The organism is Sulfurisoma sediminicola, assembly GCF_003865015.1.
GTDB classification, from domain to species: domain Bacteria; phylum Pseudomonadota; class Gammaproteobacteria; order Burkholderiales; family Rhodocyclaceae; genus Sulfurisoma; species Sulfurisoma sediminicola.
Window position 1 is genome coordinate 356,351 of the sequence record NZ_BHVV01000008.1, and the last position, 22,560, is coordinate 378,910.

At 68.3% G+C, this 22,560-nt stretch carries 18 protein-coding genes; 7 read left to right on the plus strand and 11 right to left on the minus strand.

What is annotated here, in order from left to right; genetic code table 11:
* Nucleotides 1–627, plus strand: coding sequence for a cytochrome b/b6 domain-containing protein (locus EJE94_RS13195; RefSeq protein ID WP_124962465.1), 627 nt, complete (start codon nt 1–3; stop codon nt 625–627).
* Between the two features lie 100 nt (nt 628–727).
* On the opposite strand, the gene EJE94_RS13200 is transcribed toward EJE94_RS13195, so the two are convergent.
* The 3 genes from EJE94_RS13200 to clpB all read right to left on the minus strand — a co-directional run bounded on the left by EJE94_RS13200 (nt 728) and on the right by clpB (nt 4,767).
* Nucleotides 728–1,186: a c-type cytochrome gene (locus EJE94_RS13200; RefSeq protein WP_121242845.1), complete on the minus strand. Its 459-nt coding sequence runs from the start codon at nt 1,184–1,186 to the stop codon at nt 728–730.
* 33 nt (nt 1,187–1,219) lie between these two features.
* Nucleotides 1,220–2,062: a TlpA family protein disulfide reductase gene (locus tag EJE94_RS13205; RefSeq protein ID WP_165904843.1), complete on the minus strand. Its 843-nt coding sequence runs from the start codon at nt 2,060–2,062 to the stop codon at nt 1,220–1,222.
* 98 nt (nt 2,063–2,160) lie between these two features.
* Nucleotides 2,161–4,767, minus strand: a complete 2,607-nt coding sequence (gene clpB, locus EJE94_RS13210) for an ATP-dependent chaperone ClpB (RefSeq protein ID WP_121242849.1) — start codon at nt 4,765–4,767, stop codon at nt 2,161–2,163.
* Nucleotides 4,768–4,900: 133 nt separating this feature from the next.
* Between clpB and EJE94_RS13215 the strand changes: the two genes are divergently transcribed.
* From EJE94_RS13215 to EJE94_RS13225, 3 genes are all read left to right on the plus strand, one after another.
* Nucleotides 4,901–8,803: a PAS domain-containing protein gene (locus EJE94_RS13215; protein WP_121242851.1), complete on the plus strand. Its 3,903-nt coding sequence runs from the start codon at nt 4,901–4,903 to the stop codon at nt 8,801–8,803.
* Complete coding sequence (locus EJE94_RS13220; RefSeq protein ID WP_121242854.1) at nt 8,800–9,705, plus strand: diguanylate cyclase domain-containing protein; 906 nt, start codon at nt 8,800–8,802, stop codon at nt 9,703–9,705. The genes EJE94_RS13215 and EJE94_RS13220 overlap by 4 nt, the downstream gene beginning before the upstream one ends.
* Nucleotides 9,706–9,828: 123 nt before the next feature.
* Entirely contained in the window at nt 9,829–10,338 is a 510-nt protein-coding gene (locus EJE94_RS13225) for a phasin family protein (RefSeq protein WP_121242856.1), read from the plus strand.
* Between the two features lie 182 nt (nt 10,339–10,520).
* Here EJE94_RS13225 and moaE read toward each other — a convergent pair whose 3' ends face one another.
* The 5 genes from moaE to EJE94_RS13250 are packed head-to-tail and all read right to left on the minus strand — an operon-like array spanning nt 10,521 to nt 14,064.
* On the minus strand, nt 10,521–10,985 hold the full coding sequence (gene moaE / locus EJE94_RS13230) for a molybdopterin synthase catalytic subunit MoaE (RefSeq protein WP_121242858.1): 465 nt from the start codon (nt 10,983–10,985) through the stop codon (nt 10,521–10,523).
* A 4-nt stretch (nt 10,986–10,989) separates the two neighbouring features.
* Nucleotides 10,990–11,238 carry a molybdopterin converting factor subunit 1 gene (moaD, locus tag EJE94_RS13235; RefSeq protein WP_121242860.1) on the minus strand — a complete coding sequence of 83 codons (249 nt, stop codon included), beginning with the start codon at nt 11,236–11,238 and terminating at the stop codon, nt 10,990–10,992.
* Entirely contained in the window at nt 11,235–12,449 is a 1,215-nt protein-coding gene (locus tag EJE94_RS13240) for a molybdopterin molybdotransferase MoeA (protein WP_121242862.1), read from the minus strand. The genes moaD and EJE94_RS13240 overlap by 4 nt, the downstream gene beginning before the upstream one ends.
* Entirely contained in the window at nt 12,446–12,940 is a 495-nt protein-coding gene (gene mobB / locus EJE94_RS13245; RefSeq protein ID WP_121242864.1) for a molybdopterin-guanine dinucleotide biosynthesis protein B, read from the minus strand. Before mobB ends, EJE94_RS13240 begins: the two co-directional genes overlap by 4 nt.
* The gene (locus tag EJE94_RS13250; protein WP_121242866.1) at nt 12,937–14,064 is read right to left on the minus strand and encodes a hypothetical protein; all 1,128 of its coding nucleotides are present in this window, start codon (nt 14,062–14,064) and stop codon (nt 12,937–12,939) included. Before EJE94_RS13250 ends, mobB begins: the two co-directional genes overlap by 4 nt.
* Nucleotides 14,065–14,153: 89 nt before the next feature.
* On the opposite strand from EJE94_RS13250, the gene EJE94_RS15005 reads away from it, so the two are divergent.
* The gene (locus tag EJE94_RS15005; RefSeq protein WP_121242868.1) at nt 14,154–17,078 is read left to right on the plus strand and encodes an HD domain-containing phosphohydrolase; all 2,925 of its coding nucleotides are present in this window, start codon (nt 14,154–14,156) and stop codon (nt 17,076–17,078) included.
* Here EJE94_RS15005 and yoaA read toward each other — a convergent pair.
* The gene (gene yoaA / locus EJE94_RS13260; RefSeq protein ID WP_243642618.1) at nt 17,068–19,005 is read right to left on the minus strand and encodes a DNA repair helicase YoaA; all 1,938 of its coding nucleotides are present in this window, start codon (nt 19,003–19,005) and stop codon (nt 17,068–17,070) included. The genes EJE94_RS15005 and yoaA overlap by 11 nt on opposite strands.
* A gap of 6 nt (nt 19,006–19,011) precedes the next feature.
* Nucleotides 19,012–19,731 carry a transposase gene (locus EJE94_RS13265; protein WP_121242870.1) on the minus strand — a complete coding sequence of 240 codons (720 nt, stop codon included), beginning with the start codon at nt 19,729–19,731 and terminating at the stop codon, nt 19,012–19,014.
* Nucleotides 19,732–19,845: 114 nt separating this feature from the next.
* Here EJE94_RS13265 and EJE94_RS13270 point away from each other — a divergent pair, with 114 nt between their 5' ends.
* A complete protein-coding gene (locus EJE94_RS13270; RefSeq protein WP_121242872.1) occupies nt 19,846–20,310 on the plus strand; it encodes a tetratricopeptide repeat protein in 465 nt (154 codons plus the stop codon).
* A 10-nt stretch (nt 20,311–20,320) separates the two neighbouring features.
* Here EJE94_RS13270 and EJE94_RS13275 read toward each other — a convergent pair whose 3' ends face one another.
* Complete coding sequence (locus EJE94_RS13275) at nt 20,321–21,073, minus strand: secretin N-terminal domain-containing protein (protein ID WP_147435840.1); 753 nt, start codon at nt 21,071–21,073, stop codon at nt 20,321–20,323.
* Nucleotides 21,074–21,279: 206 nt separating this feature from the next.
* On the opposite strand from EJE94_RS13275, the gene EJE94_RS13280 reads away from it, so the two are divergent.
* Nucleotides 21,280–22,551 (plus strand): O-acetylhomoserine aminocarboxypropyltransferase/cysteine synthase family protein, encoded by a 1,272-nt coding sequence (locus tag EJE94_RS13280; protein ID WP_121242876.1) that lies wholly within the window; start codon nt 21,280–21,282, stop codon nt 22,549–22,551.
* Nucleotides 22,552–22,560 lie beyond the last annotated feature (9 nt).

Here is a 22,560-nt window from a genome sequence, read left to right on the forward strand (position 1 = left end):
ATGTCCGCACACGCAATGCAGAAACTCTACGTCTTCAAGATCTTCGAGCGCATCTGGCACTGGTCGCAGGCGGGACTGATCATCTTCCTGCTCATTACCGGTTTCGAGGTGCACGGCAGCTACGCCAACTTCGGCTTCGAGAAGGCGGTGAATTACCACACCATCGCCGCCTGGTCGCTGGTCGGGCTGTGGGTGTTCGCCATCTTCTGGCACTTCACCACCGGCGAATGGAAGCAGTACATCCCGACGCTGGCGAAGGTCGATGCCATGGCCAAGTACTACCTGTTCGGCATCTTCGTCAATGCGCCGCATCCGTTCCGCCTGACCACGCTGAAGAAGCACAACCCGCTGCAGCGGCTGGCCTATCTCGGGGTGATGCTGTTCATCGGCCCGCTGATCTGGTTCACCGGCTGGTTCTACATCTTCTTCGACAAGTGGCACGCCTGGGGCTGGGACAAGTACCTGAGCCTGGAATGGGTGGCGTTCTTCCACACCATCGCCGCGTTCATGATGCTGCTGTTCCTGATCGCCCACGTCTATCTGACCACCACCGGCCACACCCCGCTCGCCCACATCAAGGCCATGATCACCGGCTGGGAAGAGGTTGAGGCCGAGGAGAAGAAATAACAAGAGGAGGACGGCACTTCCGGGGACTCTGGCCCCCGGATGCTCGAAGCGGCCCCGGGAAACCCCCGGGGCCGTTTTTTTCGCCTTGTTGTCCGCCGCCCTAGGGCAGCGGCGGTGGCGCGTCGTTCAGGGTGCGCACGTAGGCGACCACCGCGGCGCGCAGCTTCGCGTCCGGGATGCCGACGAAGTCCATGGCCTTGCCCGGAACGGCGACCTCGGTATCGGCCAGGTAATAGTCGAGCGTCGCGAAGTTCCAGGTGTGACCCGACTTGCGCATCGCGTCTGAAAACACAAAGCCCGCGATCGTGCCGGCCTTGCGCCCAAACACGTTCCACAGGAGGGGCCCCTTGGCGTGGGCGCCGTCCCTGGTGCCGTCGTGGCACTGCGAACACTTGCGCTCGAAAAATCGCGCCCCCGCCGCCAGATCCGCCTGCGCCAGCCGTTCGCGCAGTTCGGGGGTCAGCGGCGGATCGTAGTCCGCCAGCGAGCCGCCGGCCACGGCCGGTGGCACGGCCAGCGCCAGCAGCACGGCAACCAGCGATGTCTTCGGTGTCTTCATGGTCACGCCTCCTTGCGGATGGTTTGCAGCGCCCTACTTGCCCGATCGTGCCGCCGCGTCGAGGATGAAGGGCTCGTACTGGCGCCAGTCGTGCACCGGGCCGACGTTGGCGAACACCACCACGCCGTTCTTGTCGACGACGTAGGTGGTCGGGAAACGCGCGGCGATCTCGCGGTCGCGGATCTTCGCGCCGCCGGCGATCTGGAAGTGGTCGTCGCCCTCGCCGGTCGAGCCGGAATCGAACAGCGGCAACTTGATGTTCTGGCCGCTGGCCCAGCGTTGCGACACGTCGAAGCGCTCGCGCGTCTGCAGCAGCACCAGCGCGACATCGCTGCGGGAATGGATGCGCTCGTAGAGCTTCTGCAGGTCGGGCATCTCGCGCCGGCAGGGGCCGCACCACGAGCCCCAGAAGTGCAGGATGGTCACCTTGCCGCGCAGCCCGCTGACGCTCTTCTTCGCGCCGCCCGCCGCGGCGAAGGCCAGATCGGGAAAACGCTGGCCGACCTCGCGGCCGACCGGCGCACGCTTCGCCTGCTCGGCCGTCGCATACGGCCCCCACAGCTTCGGCCAGGATTTGGCATCGAACACCGTCTGGCTGTCGACGGCGTAGGGCACGCACTTCTGCCGGGTATTGGTCTGGCAACGCGCCAGCGCCTCGGCCTCGGCCTCGGTAGCGGCACCCTTCTCGGCCGACCAGCCGAAGGCGCTGCCAGGGGCGACGGCGAAGGCGCGATGCGCCGGCGCCTCGAGGAAGGCACGATACTCGGCCTGGCCATCGGCATCGAGTTGCGGCGGCAGGGTCGGCGCGGCCGCGAAAGTCGGCGCTGGCACCACGGTGGCGAAGACGAGGCCGGTCAGCAGGCGGGCGAATCTCATGATCGGTGAGGGCCTTGCGGCAAGGGGTGGATGCGGCGTTCGTGAAGACTGCATTCTACGCGGGCGCCCCCGGACAAGCCCCCCGGCAACGGCAACGCCTAGCCTTTGGCGAACTCGATCCTGCCGGCCTTTGCCGTGACCTTGATGTGGTCCTTGGCGGCGAAGCGGCCTTCGAGGATGGCCCGCGCCAGCGGGTTCTCGATGCGCTCCTGGATCGCCCGCTTCAGCGGCCGCGCGCCGAACACCGGGTCGAAGCCGGCCGCGGCGATGTTCGCCAGCGCCGCGTCGTCCACGCTCAGCGTCATGTCCATGCGCACCAGGCGCTTCTCGAGATAGCCGAGCTGGATCTTCGCGATGCTGGCGATGTGCTTCTCGTCGAGCGCGTGGAACACCACGATCTCGTCGATGCGGTTCACGAACTCGGGGCGGAAATGGGTCTTCACCTCGCCCATCACGGCCAGCTTGATGACCTGGTAGTCGTCGCCGCTCATCTGCTGGATCATCTGCGAACCGAGGTTCGAGGTCATCACGATTACCGTGTTCTTGAAGTCCACGGTGCGGCCCTGGCCGTCGGTCATGCGGCCATCATCGAGCACCTGCAGCAGCACGTTGAACACGTCCGGGTGCGCCTTCTCCACCTCGTCGAAGAGGATCACGCTGTAGGGCTTCCTGCGCACCTGCTCGGTCAGGTAGCCGCCCTCCTCGTAGCCGACATAGCCGGGCGGCGCGCCGATCAGCCGCGCCACCGAGTGCTTCTCCATGAACTCGCTCATGTCGATGCGGATCAGGTGTTCCTCCGAGTCGAACAGGAACTCGGCCAGGGTCTTGCACAGCTCGGTCTTGCCCACGCCCGTCGGGCCGAGGAAGAGGAAGGAGCCGTAGGGACGGTTTTCGTCGGAAAGCCCGGCGCGCGAGCGGCGGATGGCGTCGGCCACCAGGCGCACGGCCTCGTCCTGCCCGACCACGCGGCCGTGCAGCTTGTCTTCCATTTTCAGCAGTTTTTCGCGCTCGCCCTGCATCATCTTCGAGACGGGAATGCCGGTAGCGCGCGACACCACCTCGGCGATCTCCTCGGCGCCGACCTGGGTGCGCAGCAGCTTGTTGGGCTTCGCCGCATCGCCGGCGCCGGCGCTCTGCGTTCCTTCGGAAATTTTTTCGGCGGCCGTCAGTTGGGCTTCGAGCTGCGGCAGCCTGCCGTATTGCAGTTCGGCCAGCTTGTCGTACTGGCCCTTGCGCTGCAGGTCGGCAATCTGCGTCCGCAGCTTCTCGATCTCTTCCTTGATGTGCTGCGTGCCCTGCACCTGCGCCTTCTCGGCCTTCCAGATTTCTTCGAGGTCGGAATATTCCTTCGCCAGCTTGGCGATCTCCTCCTCGATCAGCTCGAAGCGCTTCTTCGAAGCCTCGTCCTTTTCCTTGCGCACCGCCTCGCGCTCGATCTTCAGCTGGATCAGGCGGCGGTCGAGCTTGTCCATCGCCTCCGGCTTGGAGTCGATCTCCATCTTGATGCGGGACGCCGCCTCGTCGATGAGGTCGATGGCCTTGTCCGGCAGGAAGCGGTCGGTGATGTAGCGGTGGCTCAACTCTGCCGCGGCGACGATGGCCGGGTCGGTGATGTCCACGCCGTGGTGGATTTCGTATTTTTCCTGCAGGCCGCGCAGGATGGCGATGGTCGCCTCGACGCTGGGTTCGTCCACCAGCACCTTCTGGAAGCGGCGCTCGAGCGCGGCGTCCTTCTCGATGTACTTGCGGTACTCGTTCAGCGTGGTGGCGCCGATGCAGTGCAGTTCGCCGCGCGCCAGCGCGGGCTTCAGCATGTTGCCCGCGTCGATGGCACCCTCGGCCTTGCCGGCGCCGACCATGGTGTGCAGCTCGTCGATGAAGAGGATGATGCGGCCCTCGTCGAGGGCAACCTCCTTCAACACGGCCTTCAGCCGCTCCTCGAACTCGCCGCGGTACTTGGCGCCGGCCAGCAGGCCCGCCATGTCCAGCACGAGAACCTTCTTGTCCTTCAGCGTCTCCGGCACCTCGCCGTTGACGATGCGCTGCGCGAGGCCCTCGACGATGGCGGTCTTGCCCACGCCGGGCTCGCCGATCAGCACCGGGTTGTTCTTGGTGCGGCGCTGCAGGATCTGGATGGCCCGGCGGATCTCGTCGTCGCGGCCGATCACGGGGTCGAGCTTGCCCTGGCGGGCCCGGTCGGTGAGGTCGAGGCAGTACTTCTTGAGCGCCTCGCGCTGGCCTTCCGCCTCCTGCGAACCGACGTTCTGGCCGCCGCGCACGGCAGCGATGGCCTGCTCCAGCGCGGGGCGCGACAGGCCGTGCTCCTTGAGCAGGCGCCCGGTCTCGCCCTTGTCCTGGGTCAGCGCCAGCAGGAACATCTCGGAGGCGATGAAGGCGTCGCCCGCCTTCTGCGCCTCCTTGTCGGCGAGGTTGAGCAGGTTGCCCAGGTCGCGGCCGATGGTGACCTCGCCGCCGGTGCCCTCCACTTGCGGCAGGCGGTCGATGGCGGCGTCGAGCGCCTTCTTCAGCGGCGCGACATTGACGCCCGCCCGGGCGAGCAGCGAGGCGGTGCCGCCGTCGTCCTGGTTGAGCAGCGCCAGCAGCAGGTGCTGCGGCTCGATCATCTGGTTGTCGTGGCCGATGGCGAGGCTCTGGGCGTCGGCGACGGCCTGCTGGAACTTGGTGGTGAATTTGTCGAAGCGCATGGAAAACCCTTTCCGCGTTAGCGTTTTCACCTAGGTTGGGCGATGGTGGGCAATTTCAAGCCATCGACGCCCCCGCCTAGGCCGAAAGTGATATGTTTGGCGCTACCCCCGACGCCAGTCCAGAAGCCCGCCCGTGACCACGTCCCCCCAGACTCCGCCGGCCACTCTTGCCCGCCGGCAGCCCCCGCTGTGGGCGGTGTCGACGCTGCTGCTGGTCTCCGTCGTGATCTTCCTGGCCTGGGATACCGTCGACCAGTACCAAAGGATCAGCCGCGAGGAATACCGCCACCTCGACGACCAGGCGCGCAGCGCCGAATCCCAGCTGCTGTCGTCGCTGCGCCTGATCGACTTGGTGCTGCAGCAGGTCGGCGAGGATCGACGCGCCCTGCCCGCCAGACCCGGCGCCGCCCGGCTGGTCGACCTCGAGCAGGCGATGGCCGCGCGCATGCGCCCCTTTCCCGAGATCCGCGTGCTGCTGAGCATCGACGCGAGCGGCCACGTCGACGCCGTGACCGATCACGCGATCAAGCACCTCGACGCCTCCTCCCGCGAATACTTCACCCTGCCCCGCGACAGCGTCGAACGCAACCGCTATTTCATTTCGCGCCCCTTCATCGGCGTCACCGGCGCCCGCGTCATCGTCCTCTCGCGCGCCACCTACGACGAACGCGGGAACTTCACCGGCGTGGCTGCGGCGACCATCGACCCACGTTACTTCGACACCCTGCTGCGCGGCATCCTGCCCAGCGGCGACAGCGGCAGCGCGGCGCTGGTCAATACGCACGGCGACGTGCTGCATAGCCTGCCGCTGCAGGACGTGCCGGCCATCGACGCCAATTCCGGCGCCTTCCGCACCTACGTGGACTCGATGCAGGCCACCGCAAGGAGCCGGCATGTCTCGCCGATCGACGGCGCGGACCGCTACGCCGTCTTCCGCGGTGTGCTCGATACCGGCCTGTCTGTGATCGTCTCCCGCCGGGCCGACGAGGTCCTGGCGGTCTGGCATCGCCTCCTGGCGATCCGCGGCAACCTCCTCGCCATCGCCACCCTGCTGGTCGCCTATCTGCTCGTCGTCGCCCAGCGCCGCCGCCGCGAGTCGGAACGGGCCCTGACCGCGCTGACGCAGTCGGAACAGCGCTGGGAATTCGCCCTCGAGGGCTCGGCCCAGGGCGTCTGGGACTGGGACGTGCGCAGCGATCGGGTCTTCTTCTCCCACCGCTGGAAGGCCATGCTCGGCCATGCCGACGAGGAGATCGGCGACGGCCTCGATGAATGGAAGTCGCGCGTCCACCCCGACGACCTCGATGAGACCCTGGCCACCGTGGCGGATCACATCGAGGGCCGCGCCCCGGTCTACGAGAGCCGCCACCGCGTGCGTCACAAGGACGGCCACTATCTGTGGATTCTCGACCGCGGCATGGTCATCGAGCGCGATGGCGACGGCAGGCCCGTACGCCTCATCGGCACCCATACCGACATCAGCGCGCAGGTGGCGGCGGAACAGGAACGCGAGCGCACCGCCCGCGACCTCAAGAAGGCGCAGGAGGTCGCCCATGTCGGCAGCTGGTCGCTCGACATTCCCGGCAACGAACTGCGCTGGTCGGACGAGACCTACCGCATCTTCGGCGTGCCGCCGGGCAAGACGCTGACGCTCGACGATTTCGTCGCCGTGCTGCATCCGGACGATCGCGAGAGCGTGCTCGACCGCTGGCAGAAGGCCATCGCCGGCGCGCCCTACGACATCGTGCACCGCATCGTCGCCGAGGGACGGACGCGCTGGGTGCACGAGCGGGCGGAACTGACCTTCGCGGCCGACGGCCAGGCGGTCAGCGCGCTCGGCACGGTACAGGACATCACCGAGCGGGTGGACACGCAGCGCACGCTGGGCGAGGTGCAGCGCAACCTGCTGGCGGCGCTGGACTCGGTGCAGGAGAGCTTCATCATCGTACATCGCGACGGCACGGTGCTGCTCGCCAACGAAACGGCCTGCCGCCGCCTCGGCCTCACGCGCAGCACCATGGAAGGGAAGAGCCTGCGCGACATCGTGCCGGAGGATCGCGGTGCCAGGCGCATGCAGCGGATCGCGGCGGCGATCGATGGCGGCCGGCCGGTCGCCTTCAGCGACCGCCGCGGCGCTTACGCCTTCGACGTCTCGATCTTCCCCTTCGGCAACGAACGGGGCGAGATCGACCGCGCGGTGATCTATGCCGCCGACATCACCGCCCGCATCCGCGCCGAGCAAGCGCAGCGCCAGAGCGAACAGATCCTGCGCACCGCCATCGACGCCATCGACGAGGGCTTCGCGCTCTACGACGCCGACGATCGCCTGGTGTTCTGCAACGAGAAGTACCGCGAGATCTACGACAGCTCCGCCGACCTGATCGTCGAGGGCGCCCGCTTCGAGCAGATCATCCGCGGCGGCGCCGAGCGCGGCCTCTACCCCGACGCCATCGGCCGCATCGATGCCTGGGTGGCGGAGCGCCTGGCCGCGCACGGCCGCAGCGACATCAGTCCGGTGCAGCAACTCGACAACGGGCGCTTCCTCAAGGTGATCGAGCACAGGACGCCGGACAATTTCATCGTCAGCTTCCGCGTCGACGTCACCGAGCTGGAACTGGCCAAGGAGGGTGCCGAAGCGGCCAACCGCACCAAGAGCGACTTCCTCGCCAACGTCAGCCACGAGATCCGCACGCCGATGAACGCGATCATCGGCCTGTCGCAGCTCGGCCTGGACGAGGCGCGCGACCCCGGGATGCAGGACTACCTGCGCAAGATCTTCGGCGCCTCGCGGTCGCTGCTGGCCATCCTCAACGACATCCTCGACTACTCGAAGATCGAGGCCGGGCGGATGCAGATCGAGCGCACCGAATTCCGGCTCGACGAAGTGCTCGAAAGCACGCTCGAACTCTATCGCAGCGGCGCCGAGGCCAAGGGCGTGGCGCTCACGCTCGACATCGCCGCCGACGTGCCGCTGCGGCTCCTCGGCGATCCGGTACGGCTCGGCCAGATACTGAACAACCTGGTCGGCAACGCCGTCAAATTCACCGGCAGCGGCAGCGTGGGTATCGGTGCACGCCTGCAGGGACGCGATGGCGAATGCGCCCGGCTCGAACTTTCGGTGACGGACAGCGGCATCGGCATCGCGCCGGATCAGCTGCGTCACCTGTTCCAGCCTTTCGTCCAGGCCGACGGATCGATCACCCGCCGCTTCGGCGGCACCGGCCTGGGCCTGTCGATCAGTCGCAGCCTAGTGCATCTCATGCATGGCGACATCACGGTCGCGAGTATCCCCGGCCAGGGCAGTACCTTCCGCGTGCAGATCTGCTTCGATACGCCCGGCGTCACCGTGTCGCCGCTGCCGAGAAACGCCGCCGGCAACGTCGACCTGGCGGCCATCGCCGGGCCGGTGGCCGGCGCACGCGTGCTGCTGGTCGAGGACAACCCGGTCAATCGGCAGGTCGCCAAGGGCTTCCTCGACAAAGCCGGAATCGCCTGCACCGTCGCCGGTCATGGCGGCGAAGCGCTCGAGCAGCTGGAACGGTCGGAGTTCGACCTGATCCTGATGGATCTGCAGATGCCGGAGATGGATGGCCTGGCCGCCACCCGCCGCATTCGCCGGAACCCGGCCTGGGCCCGGCTGCCGATCATCGCCCTCACCGCCTCGGCCATGGTCAAGGATCGCGACGACTGCATCGCCGCGGGCATGAACGATCACTTGGCCAAGCCGCTCGACCCCGTAACGCTGATCGAGATGCTGCGACGCTGGATCCGCCGCGACGCCCTGCCCGGCGAGGCGGGCGCGCCGCCGACGGCGGAGCAGCTGTCCCGCCTCGGCGAGCGGCTGCGCCGGCTCGAGGAACGGCTGGCCGAACATGAATTCATCCCGGTCGAGGAACTCGCCTCCCTGCGCGGGATCATCCCCGCACCGGCGCTGGCGCCGTTCGGACAATTCGAGAGCGCCCTCATGCGCTACGACTACGCGCGCGCATGCCAGTTGCTGCAGGAGCTGCAGCAGGCGCTGGAGGCGAAGCCATGAGCCAAACCACGCCAGCCTCCATCCTGATCGTCGACGACGTCCCCACCAACATCCAGGTGCTGGCGGAGGCCCTGCGCAGGCAATACCGGATCAAGGTGGCCACCAACGGCCGCGACGCGCTCGCCGTCGCCCAGGCCTGGCCCCAGCCGGACCTGGTGCTGCTCGACGTGATGATGCCGGCGATGGATGGTTTCGAGGTCTGCCGCCGGCTCAAGGCCAATCCCGCCACGCGCCACATCCCGGTCGTCTTCGTCACGGCCAAGGACGATGTCGCCGACGAGGAGCGCGGCCTGATGCTGGGGGCCGTCGACTACATCGCCAAGCCCTTCAACCTGCCCGTGGTGCGGGCGCGCGTGCGCAACCACCTGGCGCTCAAGCTGAAGGCGGACCTGCTCGAGTCGCTGGCCAACATCGACAGCCTGACCGACATCTCCAACCGCCGCCGCTTCGACGAGAAACTCGCCGCCGAATGGCGCCGCTGCCAGCGCAGCGGCCTGCCGCTGTCGCTGATCATGATCGACGTCGATCACTTCAAGGCCTTCAACGATCATTTCGGCCACGGCGCAGGCGACATCTGCCTCATCACGATCGCCGCCACGCTCGCCGCCAATCTCTCGCGTCCCGGCGACCTGGTCGCCCGCTACGGCGGCGAGGAATTCGCGGTCATCCTGCCGGAAACCGACCCCGCCGGTGCCGTCCGGATCGCCGAGCGCATGCGCGAGGCCCTGGCCGAACAGCGCATACCCCAGGCGACCGGTGACGACAGCAGCATCGTCACCCTGTCGGCCGGCGTGGCCGGCCGCGTCCCCGACGAGCGGGCCGACGTCGCCGAACTCATTGCGGCCGCCGACCGCAAGCTATACGATGCCAAGACGCTCGGACGCAACCGGGTCTGCAGTTGAGCGAACGGCGTTCGCGCCACCGCCAGCCGCTTCAAAGTGGCAAAATGCTTGACATGGGTCAGAGCGCCGTAAGTGATCGGTGCTAAGTTCCAATTTTGGAAACGGCCAAGACGGGAGGGAGTTATGAGCAATAAAGTCGAGCAGTTCAGTGAATTGCACCGCAAGAACATGGAAGCAGCCATGCGACTGGCCCAGCTTTCAATAGAAAATTCTCAGAAAATCATGGCCTTGCAGTCGGAGCTGGCGCGCGAGCTGTTCCAGAGCAGCGTCGAGAATGCCAAGGCGCAGGGCACGGCCAAGGTGCCGCAGGAGGTTCTCGGCCTGCGCACCCAGTACGCGCAGGAAACGGCGCAGCGCATGATGGAAACCGCACAACGGATCGCCGAGGTTGGCAACGAGGCCCGCACCGAGTTCTCGCGCATGCTGACCGAGCAGTTGGCCTCGGGCAGCCACGACCTGATGGAAGCCTTCCAGTCCTTCTTCAAGGCCCTGCCCGGCCAGAACGCCAACGTGATGGAGAACATGCAGCAGGCGATGGCCACGGCCAACAGCGCCTTCGACCAGATCGCCAAGGCCTCGGCGGCCTCGTTCACCACCATGAACGACGCGGCCAAGGGCGGCAAGAAGAAGTAAGGTTCCCACCCCCCGCCCCCGCCCTCCGGCGGGGGAGCCCGCGTGCTCGCTCCGCTCGATCGTTATGGGGCGCTTCGGGCAAGTTTCGTCACGGATGCCCGCTTTGCGGGCCCACCGCTTCGCCTTGGGGCGGCGACCGGAGGAAGTCCCCTGGCGGGACCCGGCGGCGAAGCTGCCGCGGTTTATTCGCCTTTGCTCCAGCGGCCCAGCGCGGCGTCGTCCGACTCGCGCGCATCGACCCAGCGCGCGCCGCCGGCAGTTTCCTCGCGTTTCCAGAACGGTGCCCGGGTCTTCAGGTAGTCCATGATGAACTCGCAGGCGGCGAAGGCGTCGTGGCGATGGCTCGAGGCCACGCCGACGAAGACGATGCGATCCCCCGGCAGCAGGCGGCCGACGCGGTGGATCACCCGCACGCCGAGCAGGTCCCAGCGGGCGCGCGCCTGCGCCACGATGTCCTCGAGCGCGCTTTGCGTCATGGCCGGATAGTGTTCGAGCGTCATCGCCCGCACCGCGTCCGCATCGTTCGCACTGACCTTGTCGGCACGCACCAGGCCGACGAAACTCGCGACCGCGCCGATGCCGTCTCCGCCGAGCGCCGCAATTTCCGCGCCGACGTCGAAGTCGGCCTGCTGGACGGAAACCGTCATGGCATCAGCCTCCGGTCACCGGCGGGAAGAACGCCACTTCGTCGCCGTCGCTCACCGCGGCATCGAAGCCGACCATGCGCTGATTGACGGCGCAGCGCAGGTTCTTCGTCTGCGTCAGCGCGGCCCAGGCGCCGCCGCGCGCGGCGAAGTGGTCGCGCAGCGCCCCGACGGTGGCAATGCCCGCCGGCAGCGCGAGATCCTCGCCGCCAGTACCGAGAGCCTCGCGCAGGCTGGCGAAATAGAGCACCTTCACAGGATGTCTCCGTAGGGGATGTACTGCACCGTGTCGCCGGGTCGCACCGCATGCGCGGCCGGATTGTCGACCAGGCCGCCGGCCCAGACCGTCGATGTCAGCACGCCGGAGCCCTGGTTGGGGAAGAGTTCGAGGCGGCCGTCCGCGGCCAGCCTGACGCGCAGGAACTCGCGCCGCGCATCCGGCCGCGGCCAGTCGAAGCCTGCCGTCAACGCGATGCGCTGCGGCAGGCACTCTGTCGCGCCCATGCGCTTGAGGATGAAGGGCCGCACCAGGATGAGGAAGGTGACGAAGCTCGACACCGGATTGCCCGGCAGGCCGATGAAGTCGGCACCGCCGCCGTCCGTGGCGATGCGGCCGAAGGCCAGCGGCTTGCCCGGCTTGATCGCCAGCTTCCACAGGCCGAGTTCGCCCTCGGCCTCGACCGCGGGCTTGACGTGGTCCTCCTCGCCGACCGAGACGCCGCCCGAGGTGACGATGAGATCCGACACGGCGGCCGCCCGCCGCAACGCCTCGCGCGTGGCCACCAGCGTATCGGGCACGATGCCGAGGTCGGTGACGGCGCAGCCGAGCCGCTCGAGCGCGGCGCGCAGCACGTAACGGTTGGAGTTGTAGATCGCGCCGGGCTTCAGCGGCTCGCCCGGCATGGCCAGTTCGTCCCCGGTGAAGAACAGCGCGATGCGCAAACGGCGGAAAGTCGGCGCCAGCGGCAAGCCGATCGAGGCGGCCAGCCCCAGCGCCTGCGGCGTGAGGCGCGTGCCCGCGGCGAGGATGGTGCTGCCGGCGGCGATGTCCTCGCCGCGGCCGCGGATGTTCTCGCCCTCGCGCGGCACGTGGTTGACGACGACGTCGTCGCCGTGTCGTTCGCAGCGTTCCTGCATCACCACGGCGTCGGCGCCTTCGGGTACGGGCGCGCCGGTGAAGATGCGGGCGGCGGTGCCCGGCTCGAGGCGGTGGCCGACGCTGCCGGCGGGAATGCGCTGCGTCACCGCCAGCCGCGCGCCGGCGGCCAGCACGTCGGAACAGCGCAGCGCGTAGCCGTCCATCGCGCTGTTGTCGAGCGGCGGCACGTCGAGCGTGGCGACCAGGGGCGCGGCGAGCACGCGACCGTCGGCTTCGAGCAGCGGCACCTGCTCGATTTCGGCGACCGGCCGCGCCGCGGCGAGCAGGCGCTCCAGGGCTTCGTCGAAACTCAGCAGGTTCTTGTTCATGACAGTCCGGTGGCGTTGAGGACGAAGGCGGCGATCGCCGCGCGGTCGTTGAGATCGAGCCAGGGCAGCGGCCCGGCCACGGCCACGTCGCTGGCGACGGCGACGATACTCGGATTTTCGGGCCAGATGAAGGGTTTGCCGTTGGCGGGCCGATGCACCTCGATCTTGGGCACGGCATTGCTCTTGTAGCCCTCGATCAGCACCAGGTCGCAGGGGGCGAGCCGGGCGAGCTGCTGCTCGAGGTCGGGTTCCGGCTCGTCGCGCAGCTCGTGCATGATCGCCCAGCGCTTGTCGCAGACCAGCATCACCTCGGCCGCCCCCGCCTCGCGGTGGCGAAAGGAATCCTTGCCCGGACGGTCGATGTCGAAGCCGTGATGGGCGTGCTTGATGAGCGAGACACGCAGCCCCCGCGCGACGAAGCGCGCGATCAGCGCCTCGATCAGCGTGGTCTTGCCCGCGTTGGAGTAGCCCGCAAAGCCGAAAACTTTCATCGCGAAGCCTCGACCACCCGGGCAAAACCACCGCCGGGCGTGCGGAAATTCGTGGTCTGTCCCTGGTAGAGCCGGGCGGCGACGAACTGCACGGCGCCACGATAGGCGTAGTTGCGGATGTCGGCCTTGAGTTCGGTCATTTCGCCATCGACCTCGACGGCCACCGCGGACGGCAGTGCCAGCGCCTGGGCGACGTAGTCGCCGGCGAGGATCTCCTCGAACACGCGCTTGGTCAGCTTGTCGCCGCGGTAGGCCGCGCGCGAGCCGAAGCCGGCGGCCGGCTTGAAGAACAGCTGCTTGCGCCGCACCCAGAAGTCTTCGCCGCGCGCGGCTTCGACGATCTCGGTGCGCGGGATGCCGGCGGCGAGCACGCGGCGGGTGTCGGCATCGACGCCCCAGCCCGCGAGCAGGCCATCGTCGGTCAGCGCGACGAGATTCCTCTTGTCGGCGTAGAGCGCGTGGTGGCGAGGATTCGGCGTCACCGCCGCGGCACCCTGCAACCAGGCTTCCTTCAGCACGACGTTGGCGTCCTGCGCCAGCGCGAAGTCGGTGACGCGGTTGTACACGAGGTCGAGGCGCGTCTCCTCGTGCCACAGGCTGCCGTGGCAGAGCAGCAGGTCGGTCGGATCGCAGATCACGGCCGCGATGCCGTGGCGCGCGAACAGCTCGCGGAAGGCGAGGAACTCGGGATAGAGGTACTGCGTCTCCGGTCGCTCGTCGACGATGGCCAGCGCCTTGAGCGCCTTCGCCCCGCACTCGGCGCGGAACATCGCGACGTAGGCATCGAGCACCTCGTCGCCACCGGCCTGCGCCACGGCCAGCAGGCCGCCGCCGGCGTTGGTGTTGATCTCGATGAGTTGCGGCCCGGCGTCGGTAAGGTGGAAGTCGTAGCCCATGAAGACGCCTGCCGCCGTGTCGCCACCGCGCCCCGCAGGAAGTACCCCTGGGGTGCCGATATTTGCCGCACGTTCGCGCCACTGCGGCAGCGCCACCACGCGCTCGACGGCGGCGATCAGCTCGGCCATGCGGGCGAGATCGGCGGCCGCGACCGGCACCGCGGCAGCGGAGAACAGATGCGGACGCTCGGCCAGCAGGGCCTCGGGAAGGAAGGAGGATGTGATCATCGCGGCCAAGTTTAACCCGCGCCCGCGGCTTCGGTCTCGGCTAAGATGGGGCTGCCGACCGGGACATCCACGGCTTGCAGCGCCTTGCCATGAAACGCCAGTTCCCCCTGCACCTCTACATCGCGACCCTGTCCCTGCTGCTGATCCTGCTCGCCGGCGGGCTCATCGGGGCCTTTGGCTACAAGGCGGCGCGCGAGTTGCTGGAGGCCAGCGCCGTCGAACTCACGCAGCGCATCGGCCGCGAAACCCTGGGCGAACTGCAGCGCATCGTCGGCCCTGCCGAAATGGCCGTGTCCATGCTCGCCTTCGACGCCCTGGGCGATGCCACGACCCTGGCGCAACGCCGGCAGCGGCTGGCCCTGATGCGCGAGATGCTGAGCAACTCGGATGCCGTGTCCGCGCTCTATGTCGGCTACGACACGGGCGACGTCTTTCTGCTGCGGCGGCTGCACGATGCCGCCGCGCGCAGCGCCACCGACGCGCCGGACGACGCCGCCTACCTGCTGCAGAGCATCGAGCGCAGCGCGGGACGCGGCCGCTTCCTCTACCTTGGCCCGACGCTCGAGGTCCTGCGCGACGACGATCGTCCGGACTATGCCGCGAGCTACGATCCGCGCAGCCGCGAGTGGTTCGCCAAGGCCATGGCGTCGGCGCGGGGCCGGGTGATCAGCCCGCCCTATCTCTTCTTTTCCACCCAGAAGGTCGGCACGACGCTGGCGATGCGCTCGCCCAACGGCCGCGCGGTGGCCGCCAGCGACATCCTGCTGGAGACGATGAATGCGAGCCTCGCCCGGCAAAAGGTGACTCCGGGCAGCCGCGTGATGCTGGTAAGCCCGCGCGGCCTGGTGATCGCCCACGACGGCATCGAGCGCCCCGTGGCCGTCGCGGCCGACGGCACGGCCCGCCTGATGCACATGCAGGACCTGGGCCTGCCGGCGGTCGCCGGACTCGGCCCGGAAATCGAGCGCATGACGGGCAGGGAGCCGCGCACGCTGCACCTGGAGCTGGCGGACGGCGACTGGCGCGTGACCCTGATTCCCGTGCTAGTCGAAGGGGCGCCGCCCCTCTGCCTGGTGACGGCGATTCCCGACCGCGAGCTGCTCGCCGCCGCCTTCGAACTCCGCCGGACGACGCTGCTCGTCGCCGGCCTCGTCATGCTGCTGGCGATCCCCATCGCCTGGGGCTTCGCCCGCATCGTCTCGCGGCCGCTGCGCGCCCTCGCCGGCGAGGCCGAGGCGATCCGGCGCTTCGATTTTTCGCATGCGGTCCAGGCCGATTCGCCGATCGCGGAAGTCAATGCGCTCGGCCTCACCATGGATGCGATGCGGCGCGCCATCCGCCGCTTCCTCGACCTGAGCCAGGCCGTCGCCGCCGAGGAGAACTTCGAACGGCTGCTGCCCATGCTGCTCGGCGAAACCCTGGCCGCCGCCACTGCCGACGCCGCCGTCCTCTACCTCAGCGACCGCGACGGCCTCATCCCGGTGGCGGCAGCGCGCGCCGACGGCACCAGTCTCATGGACACGCTGCTGCCACTGTCGCGCGCCGATGCCGGCCCGCTGATCGGCCGCGCAGTGCGCTCCGGCGCGGCGCAGGTCGGCGTGCTCGAAGCCGCGGACATCGCTGGCGTTGGGCTCGACGGCGTGTTGCAGGAAACCACCGCGCGCCACGCCGTCGCCGTGCCGCTGTTGAACCGCCAGCGTCACCTGGTAGGCGTGATGCTGCTGCTGCGCCACGCGCCGATCGGCGACGATCAGCTCTCCTTCGTCAGCGCGTTGTCCGGCTCGGCCGCGACCTCGCTCGAAGCGCGCGAGCTGATCAAGGCGCAGAAGGAACTGTTCCAGGCCCTGATCGAGCTCCTCGCCGGCGCGATCGACGCCAAGAGCCCCTACACCGGCGGCCACTGCGCGCGGGTGCCCGAACTGGCCAAGATGCTGGCAGCCGCCGCCTGCGCCGAGACCCGCGGTCCCTTCGCCGATTTCCGCCTCGACGACAAGGGCTGGGAGGCCCTGCATGTCGCCGCCTGGCTGCACGACTGCGGCAAGGTGACCACCCCGGACTACGTGGTCGACAAGGCGACCAAGCTGGAGACCATCAGCGACCGCATCCACGAGGTGCGCATGCGCTTCGAGGTCCTCAAGCGCGACGCCGAGATCGCCTGCCTCGAGGCGATCGCATCCGGCGCGGATGCCCCGGCGGCGCGGGACCGCATGGCGGCCGAGCACCAGGCGCTCGACGACGACTTCGCCTTCCTCGCCGCCTGCAACGAGGGCGGCGAATTCCTCGCGTCCGACGCCGTCGCGCGCCTCGCGGCCATCGCCGCGCGCACCTGGACGCGCACGCTCGACGACCGCATCGGCCTCTCGCACGAGGAGAGGGAGCGCAAGGCGCGCACCCCGCCCGCCGCGCCGCCGGCGATCGAGCCGCTGCTGGCGGACCGGCCCGACCATGCCATCGAGCGGCAGCCGCAGGATCGCATCGGCGAGGACCCGCGCTGGGGTTTCCGCATGAAGGTGCCGCGCCTGCTCTACGATCGCGGCGAGCTCCACAACCTGGCGGTCGAGCGCGGCACGCTGAGCGAGGAGGAACGCTACAAGATCAACGAGCACATCGTGCAGACGCTGGTCATGCTCTCGCAGCTGCCCTTCCCCAAACACCTGCGGCAGGTGCCGGAAATCGCCGGCGGCCACCACGAGAAGATGGACGGCAGCGGCTATCCGCGCGGCCTGACGCGCGAGCAGATGAGCCCGATGGCGCGCATGCTGGCCATCGCCGACATCTTCGAGGCGCTGACCGCCATCGATCGTCCCTACAAGAAGGGCAAGACGCTGTCGCAGGCGATCGCGATCATGGCCGACATGAAGCGCAAGCAGCACATCGACCCCGATCTCTTCGACCTCTTCCTGCGCGCCGGCGTCTACCGCGAATACGCGGAGAAATTCCTGCGGCCGGATCAGATCGACGCGGTCGACATCGCGCCCTACCTCGGCGCCGGCGACACGCCGCTCAATCCTTGAAGAAGGCCTCGACGTCGCCGATCTCGCGCGTGCGCCGCATCGGCGGCAGTGAGCGCCAGACACGCTTGCCGTAGGACTTCCCGACCAGGCGCGGGTCGCAGATCATCAACACGCCGCGGTCCGTCTCGTCGCGGATCAGCCGGCCGGCGCCCTGCTTCATGCTGATCACCGCGCGCGGCAACTGGTACTCGAAGAAGGCGTTGCGGCCCTGCTGCTTCAGGTGCTCGATGCGCGCGGCCAGCACCGGGTCGTCGGGCGGCGCGAAGGGCAGCTTGTCGATCACCACCAGCGACAGCGCCTCGCCGCGCACGTCCACGCCCTCCCAGAAGCTCTGGCTCGCCACCAGCACGGCATTGCCGAGCCGGCGGAAGCGCTCGAGCAGCTCGGTCTTCGAGCCTTCGCCCTGCAGCAGCACCGGCATGTCGGCGCCGTCGAAGTCGATGCGCTCCTTCAGCAACTCGTGGATGCGGCGCATCGCGCGCAGCGAGGTGCACAGCACGAAGGCGCGGCCGCCCGACGCCTGGATCGCCGGCCACACCGCTTCGACCACGGCCTCGTTGTAGTGCGGATCGTTGGGGTCGGGCAGGTGCTGCGGGCTGTAGAGCAGCGCATGGGCCTCGTAGTCGAAGGGGCTGCCCCAGCAGCCGCTGTCGGCGTCGTCGAGCCCAAGTTCGCCGCGGTAGTGGCTGAAGTCGCTGCCGACCGCCAGCGTCGCCGAGGTGAAGATCCAGGCGCGCGGATGGCCCTCGAGTTGCCGCCTGAATATCTTCGCCACCGACAGCGGCGTGAGGTTGAGGGTGATCGCGTACTGGCCGGCGTCGGCCCAGCGGATGTTGGGGTTCTCGGGGTCCTCGTCCGTGGCCTGCCAGTGCTTGAGCCGCAGCGTCAGCTCGTGGGTGCGCGCGAGGCAGTTGGCCAGGCCCTCCGAGCGGACCGCCTGCGACTCGAGATGGCGGGCGAAGTCGGCGAGTTCCTTCTCCAGCGCCGCCAGCGCCTCGACGAAATGCCTGCGGTCGGCGAGCTGCGCGGCCGAAAGCCGCGCCCCCTCGCGCGGCAGCGCCAGGCGCAGGTCCTTCGCCGCCTTCTCCAGCAGCCGCGTGGCCTCCTGCAGCGGCGCGTAGTCCTTGGCGCCCGCGATGGCCTCCATGCGCGTGTCGCGCGCGAGGTCGATCAGCTGGCCCGAGCCGACCGCCTCGCCGAAGAACAGCCCGGCGACGTCGGGGATCTGGTGCGCCTCGTCGAAGATCACCGTGTTGCAGGCCGGCAGCAGCTCGGCCATGCCCTCGTCCTTGAGCATCACGTCGGCGAAGAAGAGATGGTGATTGACGACGACGACGTCGGCCACCATCGCCTCGCGCCGCGCCGCCAGTACGAAGCACTCCGCATGATGCGGGCAGTCCTGGCCGAGGCAGTTCTCGCGCGTCGAGGTGGCCAGCGCCCAGGCGCCCGAATCCTCGGGCACGGCCGAGAGCTCGGCCTTGTCGCCGGTTTTCGTCGCCCTGGCGAATTTGGCGATGGTGCGGATGTGGCCGACCTCCGCCGGGTTGGCGAAGCGCCCCTCGCTCGCCGCGCGATCGAGGTGGTAGTGGCAGACATAGTTGGCGCGGCCCTTGAGCAGCGCGATGCTCATCGGCAGCCCGAGGGCGTCGCGCACCATCGGCAGGTCGCGGTTGAAGAGCTGGTCCTGCAGCGTCTTGGTGCCGGTCGACACGATCACCTTGCCGCCCGAGCGCAGCGCCGGCACCAGATAGGCGAAGGTCTTGCCCGTGCCGGTGCCCGCCTCCGCCACCAGCACCCGGTTGTCGCGGATCGCCGCCTCGATGCGCTGCGCCATCTCCAGCTGCTGCGGCCGCACGCGGTAGCCGGGAATCGCCGTGGCCAGCGGACCCTCCGCGGCGAAGACTTCCTCTAAATGGGGACAGACCACGTTTTTCTACCCGAAGAGGTCGCCGGATTCAGGGTCCGCGCCGTGCCTGCGCCGTCCCGGCGCACCGCGACTCGCGCGCCGCCCGAGCATCGCCGTCACCTGCTGCTGGAAGGCAGTGCTGCCGAGCGCAAAATTGCCGTTGGTGGCCCGGCGGATCTCGTCGACCAGCCCCGGCTCCAGTTCGTAACGGAACAGCTCGCGGTAGGCGGCGCGACGCTCGCCGTCGTCGCGACCCAGCGCGAGATACAGCGGATGCGGAGTCAGCGGCACCCGCCCCGCCTCGCCGCGCGCATTGGCCCGGTAGCTCGACCACGGGTATTCCGCCGGATGCTCGACCATGCCGGCGCGCACCGGGTTGAGTTCGATGTAACGCTGGCAGCCCAGCACGTAAGACTCTTCGCCGGCGATGCAGGAACGGAAGCGTCCCTCCCACAGCGAACCGGAACGGCGATAAGTGCGATTGACGTACTGCACGTAGCGCTGCCCCAGCGCCTTCATCAGCCGCCCGGCGCTGTCCTCCGCCTCGGGCGTCAGCAGCAGATGCACATGGTTGGTCATCAGCACCCAGGCATGCACCTGGCAGCCACTGCGCGGCGCGTGCTCGGCCAGCCAGTCGAGATAGAACCGGCAGTCGTCCTCGGCGAAGAAGCAGGCCTGCCGGTTGTTGCCGCGCTGGATCAGGTGCAGGGGAACGCCAGGAAGGGCGATGCGGGCGCGGCGCGGCATGGGGGGGTAGGTTGAAGGGGAACGGAACGACCGAAAGAATATCAGGAAAACGTGGTCTGTCCCCGTTTAAGAACGTTCATACTGTCCTCACCCGCAACGAACAGGAGAAGGCTCATGCAACTGCTGACCGCTCTGTTTCTCGCCCTGGCTTTGAACGCGGCGCCGGCGTTTGCCGACGGCGACAGCTGGAGCAGCCCGCCGACAGCGATCGAAAGCGCCGATTACGCCGCCGGCAAGCGGGCGGCCGAGGCTCGGGACTGGAAGTCCGCGATCGACGCCTTCGGCCGGGTCGTGGCCAAGGAGCCGGGAAACGCCGGCGCCTACAACTATCTCGCCTTCGCCTACCGCAAGTCGGGCAATCTCGACCTGGCCTTCAAGAACTACCGCGAGGCATTGCGCCTGGACCCGAAGCACCGCGGCGCGCACGAATACATCGGCGAAGCCTACCTCATGGCCGGCAACGTCGCCAAGGCCGAGGAGCACCTGAAGATCCTGGACGGGCTCTGCCGCTTCGGCTGCCCGGAGTACGACGACCTGAAGAAGGCCATCGCCGACCACAAGGCGAAGCCGCCCCGGTAGCCGCTGCGGGCTACCTGATCTCGTCGACCTTCAGCCAGACCTCCTGCGTTTCCCGGCCGCTGCGGGTGCCGTAGTGCACCGTGCCGACGCTCTGGCCGGCGCTTTCGCGGCTGGTGCCGCCGAGGCTGATCCATTCGCCCAAGCGCCCAGAGACGGTGGTCGACAGCCGGCGCACGTTGGCGCTGCCCGGGACCGGGCCTTGCGTGTCATGGCGGGGGCTGATGTCGAGGGTGACGGTTTCGCCGGCGACGCGCGGCTCGGCCTCGAAGCCGGTGCCAACGTCGTACCAGGTCATGCCGCGCGACACTACCGCACCGGCCGGTGTCAGCACGACCTCGCGGAAGGGGATCGCAAGCTCGCGGCCGACGTTGATGAAGGCGCGGCCGCCTTCCACCGTCTGCACCTGCTGCGAGATGCTTTCGCGGCTGCTGGTGTGACGCTCGCCGGCGCGGGCGCGCACGCTGCTGTCGCCCGGCGCGAGAACCACCGTGCCGCCGACGCCGACTTTTTCGCCCTCGGCCGCGCCGCCGTGGCGCACGGTGATCATCAGCCGCCGCAGCGGCCGGTCGAGCGCGTCGAGCGCCTGGCGGATCTCGGCCTGGTTGCGGGGCGAGGCGCGCAGGAACAGCTTGTCGCCCGTCCCCGTCAGCATGCCGCCCGGCTCGAGCAGCGGCTGCAATTGCGGCAGGAGTTGCTCCGCCGTGCGATGGCGCAGCGAGATGACATCGAGTGCCTGCGCCCAGGCGGTCGTGACGAATGTCACAAGGATGGCAATTAAGGCGGCTCGCTTCATATTCCCTCCATTTTTTAACGATAGCATGCGCCCCAATGCTGGCGTCTGGCACGCAGCGACCGCCGCCGACCATCGATCGGCACAACGCCGCCGCCAGTCGGAACCATGCAAGACAAGCGTCAGGGCGATGACCTATATTGAAATGTCTTCCCCTACAGGAAAATAAGAAAAAGCTTATGAAACTTGAAACCATTGCAGTCCATGGCGGCTTCAGCCCCGATCCGACCACCAAGGCCGTGGCGGTTCCGATCTACCAGACCACCTCCTACGCCTTCGACAGTACCCAGCACGGCGCCGATCTGTTCGACCTGAAAGTCGCGGGGAATATCTATACCCGCATCATGAACCCGACGCAGGACGTGCTCGAGAAGCGCGTCGCGGCGATGGAGGGCGGCGTCGCCGGCCTCGCGCTGGCCTCGGGCATGGCGGCGGTGACCTACTCGATCCAGACGATTTCCGAAGCCGGCGACAACATCGTCTCGGCCTCGACGCTCTACGGCGGCACCTACAATCTCTTCGCGCACACCCTGCCGCAATACGGCATCGAGGTGCGCTTCGCCGACTACCGCGACCCGGGCGCCTTCGAGAAGCTGATCGACGGCAGGACCAAGGCGATCTTCTGTGAATCCGTAGGCAACCCGCTGGGCAACGTCACCGACTTCGAGAAGCTGGCCGAAGTCGCGCACAGGCACGGCGTGCCGCTGATCGTAGACAACACCGTGCCCTCGCCCTACCTCTGCCGTCCCTTCGAGCACGGCGCCGACATCGTGGTGCACGCGCTGACCAAGTATCTCGGCGGCCACGGCAATTCCATCGGCGGCATGATCGTCGATTCCGGCAAGTTCCCCTGGGCCGAGCACAAGGCCAAGTTCAAGCGCCTCAACGAGCCCGACGTCTCCTACCACGGCGTCGTCTATACCGAAGCGCTCGGCCCGGCCGCCTACATCGGCCGCGCGCGCGTGGTGCCGCTGCGCAACATGGGCGCGGCGATCTCGCCCTTCAACGCCTTCCTCATCCTGCAAGGCGTCGAGACGCTGGCGTTGCGCATGGACCGCATCTGCGACAACGCGGTGAAGATCGCCGAGTTCCTCAAGTCCCACCCGAAGGTCAGCTGGGTCAATTACGCCGGCCTCAAGGACCACAAGGACTTCCCGCTGGTGCAGAAGTACATGGGCGGGAAAGCCTCCGGCATCCTCAACTTCGGCGTCAAAGGTGGCCGCGAGGCCGGCGGCAAGTTCCAGGATGCGCTCAGTCTGGTGACGCGCCTCGTCAACATCGGCGACTGCAAGACGCTGGCCTGCCACCCGGCCACGACCACCCACCGCCAGCTCGGCCCGGAGGAAATGGCCAAGGCCGGCGTGTCGGAAGACATGATCCGCCTGTCGATCGGCATCGAGCACATCGACGACCTCATCGCCGACCTCGACCAGGCGCTCAAGGCCGCCTGAACGCAACCG

What these genes read in the sequence shown, in the direction of transcription:
- EJE94_RS13195 (WP_124962465.1), top strand. Translation starts at nt 1, where the DNA reads ATGTCCGCACACGCAATGCAGAAACTCTACGTCTTCAAGATCTTCGAG.
- EJE94_RS13265 (WP_121242870.1), bottom strand. Translation starts at nt 19,731, where the DNA reads ATGCCGCGCCGCGCCCGCATCGCCCTTCCTGGCGTTCCCCTGCACCTG.
- mobB (WP_121242864.1), bottom strand. Translation starts at nt 12,940, where the DNA reads ATGAAAGTTTTCGGCTTTGCGGGCTACTCCAACGCGGGCAAGACCACG.
- EJE94_RS13205 (WP_165904843.1), bottom strand. Translation starts at nt 2,062, where the DNA reads ATGAGATTCGCCCGCCTGCTGACCGGCCTCGTCTTCGCCACCGTGGTG.
- EJE94_RS15005 (WP_121242868.1), top strand. Translation starts at nt 14,154, where the DNA reads ATGAAACGCCAGTTCCCCCTGCACCTCTACATCGCGACCCTGTCCCTG.
- EJE94_RS13200 (WP_121242845.1), bottom strand. Translation starts at nt 1,186, where the DNA reads ATGAAGACACCGAAGACATCGCTGGTTGCCGTGCTGCTGGCGCTGGCC.
- EJE94_RS13240 (WP_121242862.1), bottom strand. Translation starts at nt 12,449, where the DNA reads ATGAACAAGAACCTGCTGAGTTTCGACGAAGCCCTGGAGCGCCTGCTC.
- EJE94_RS13270 (WP_121242872.1), top strand. Translation starts at nt 19,846, where the DNA reads ATGCAACTGCTGACCGCTCTGTTTCTCGCCCTGGCTTTGAACGCGGCG.
- clpB (WP_121242849.1), bottom strand. Translation starts at nt 4,767, where the DNA reads ATGCGCTTCGACAAATTCACCACCAAGTTCCAGCAGGCCGTCGCCGAC.
- EJE94_RS13225 (WP_121242856.1), top strand. Translation starts at nt 9,829, where the DNA reads ATGAGCAATAAAGTCGAGCAGTTCAGTGAATTGCACCGCAAGAACATG.
- EJE94_RS13280 (WP_121242876.1), top strand. Translation starts at nt 21,280, where the DNA reads ATGAAACTTGAAACCATTGCAGTCCATGGCGGCTTCAGCCCCGATCCG.
- moaE (WP_121242858.1), bottom strand. Translation starts at nt 10,985, where the DNA reads ATGACGGTTTCCGTCCAGCAGGCCGACTTCGACGTCGGCGCGGAAATT.
- EJE94_RS13220 (WP_121242854.1), top strand. Translation starts at nt 8,800, where the DNA reads ATGAGCCAAACCACGCCAGCCTCCATCCTGATCGTCGACGACGTCCCC.
- EJE94_RS13250 (WP_121242866.1), bottom strand. Translation starts at nt 14,064, where the DNA reads ATGATCACATCCTCCTTCCTTCCCGAGGCCCTGCTGGCCGAGCGTCCG.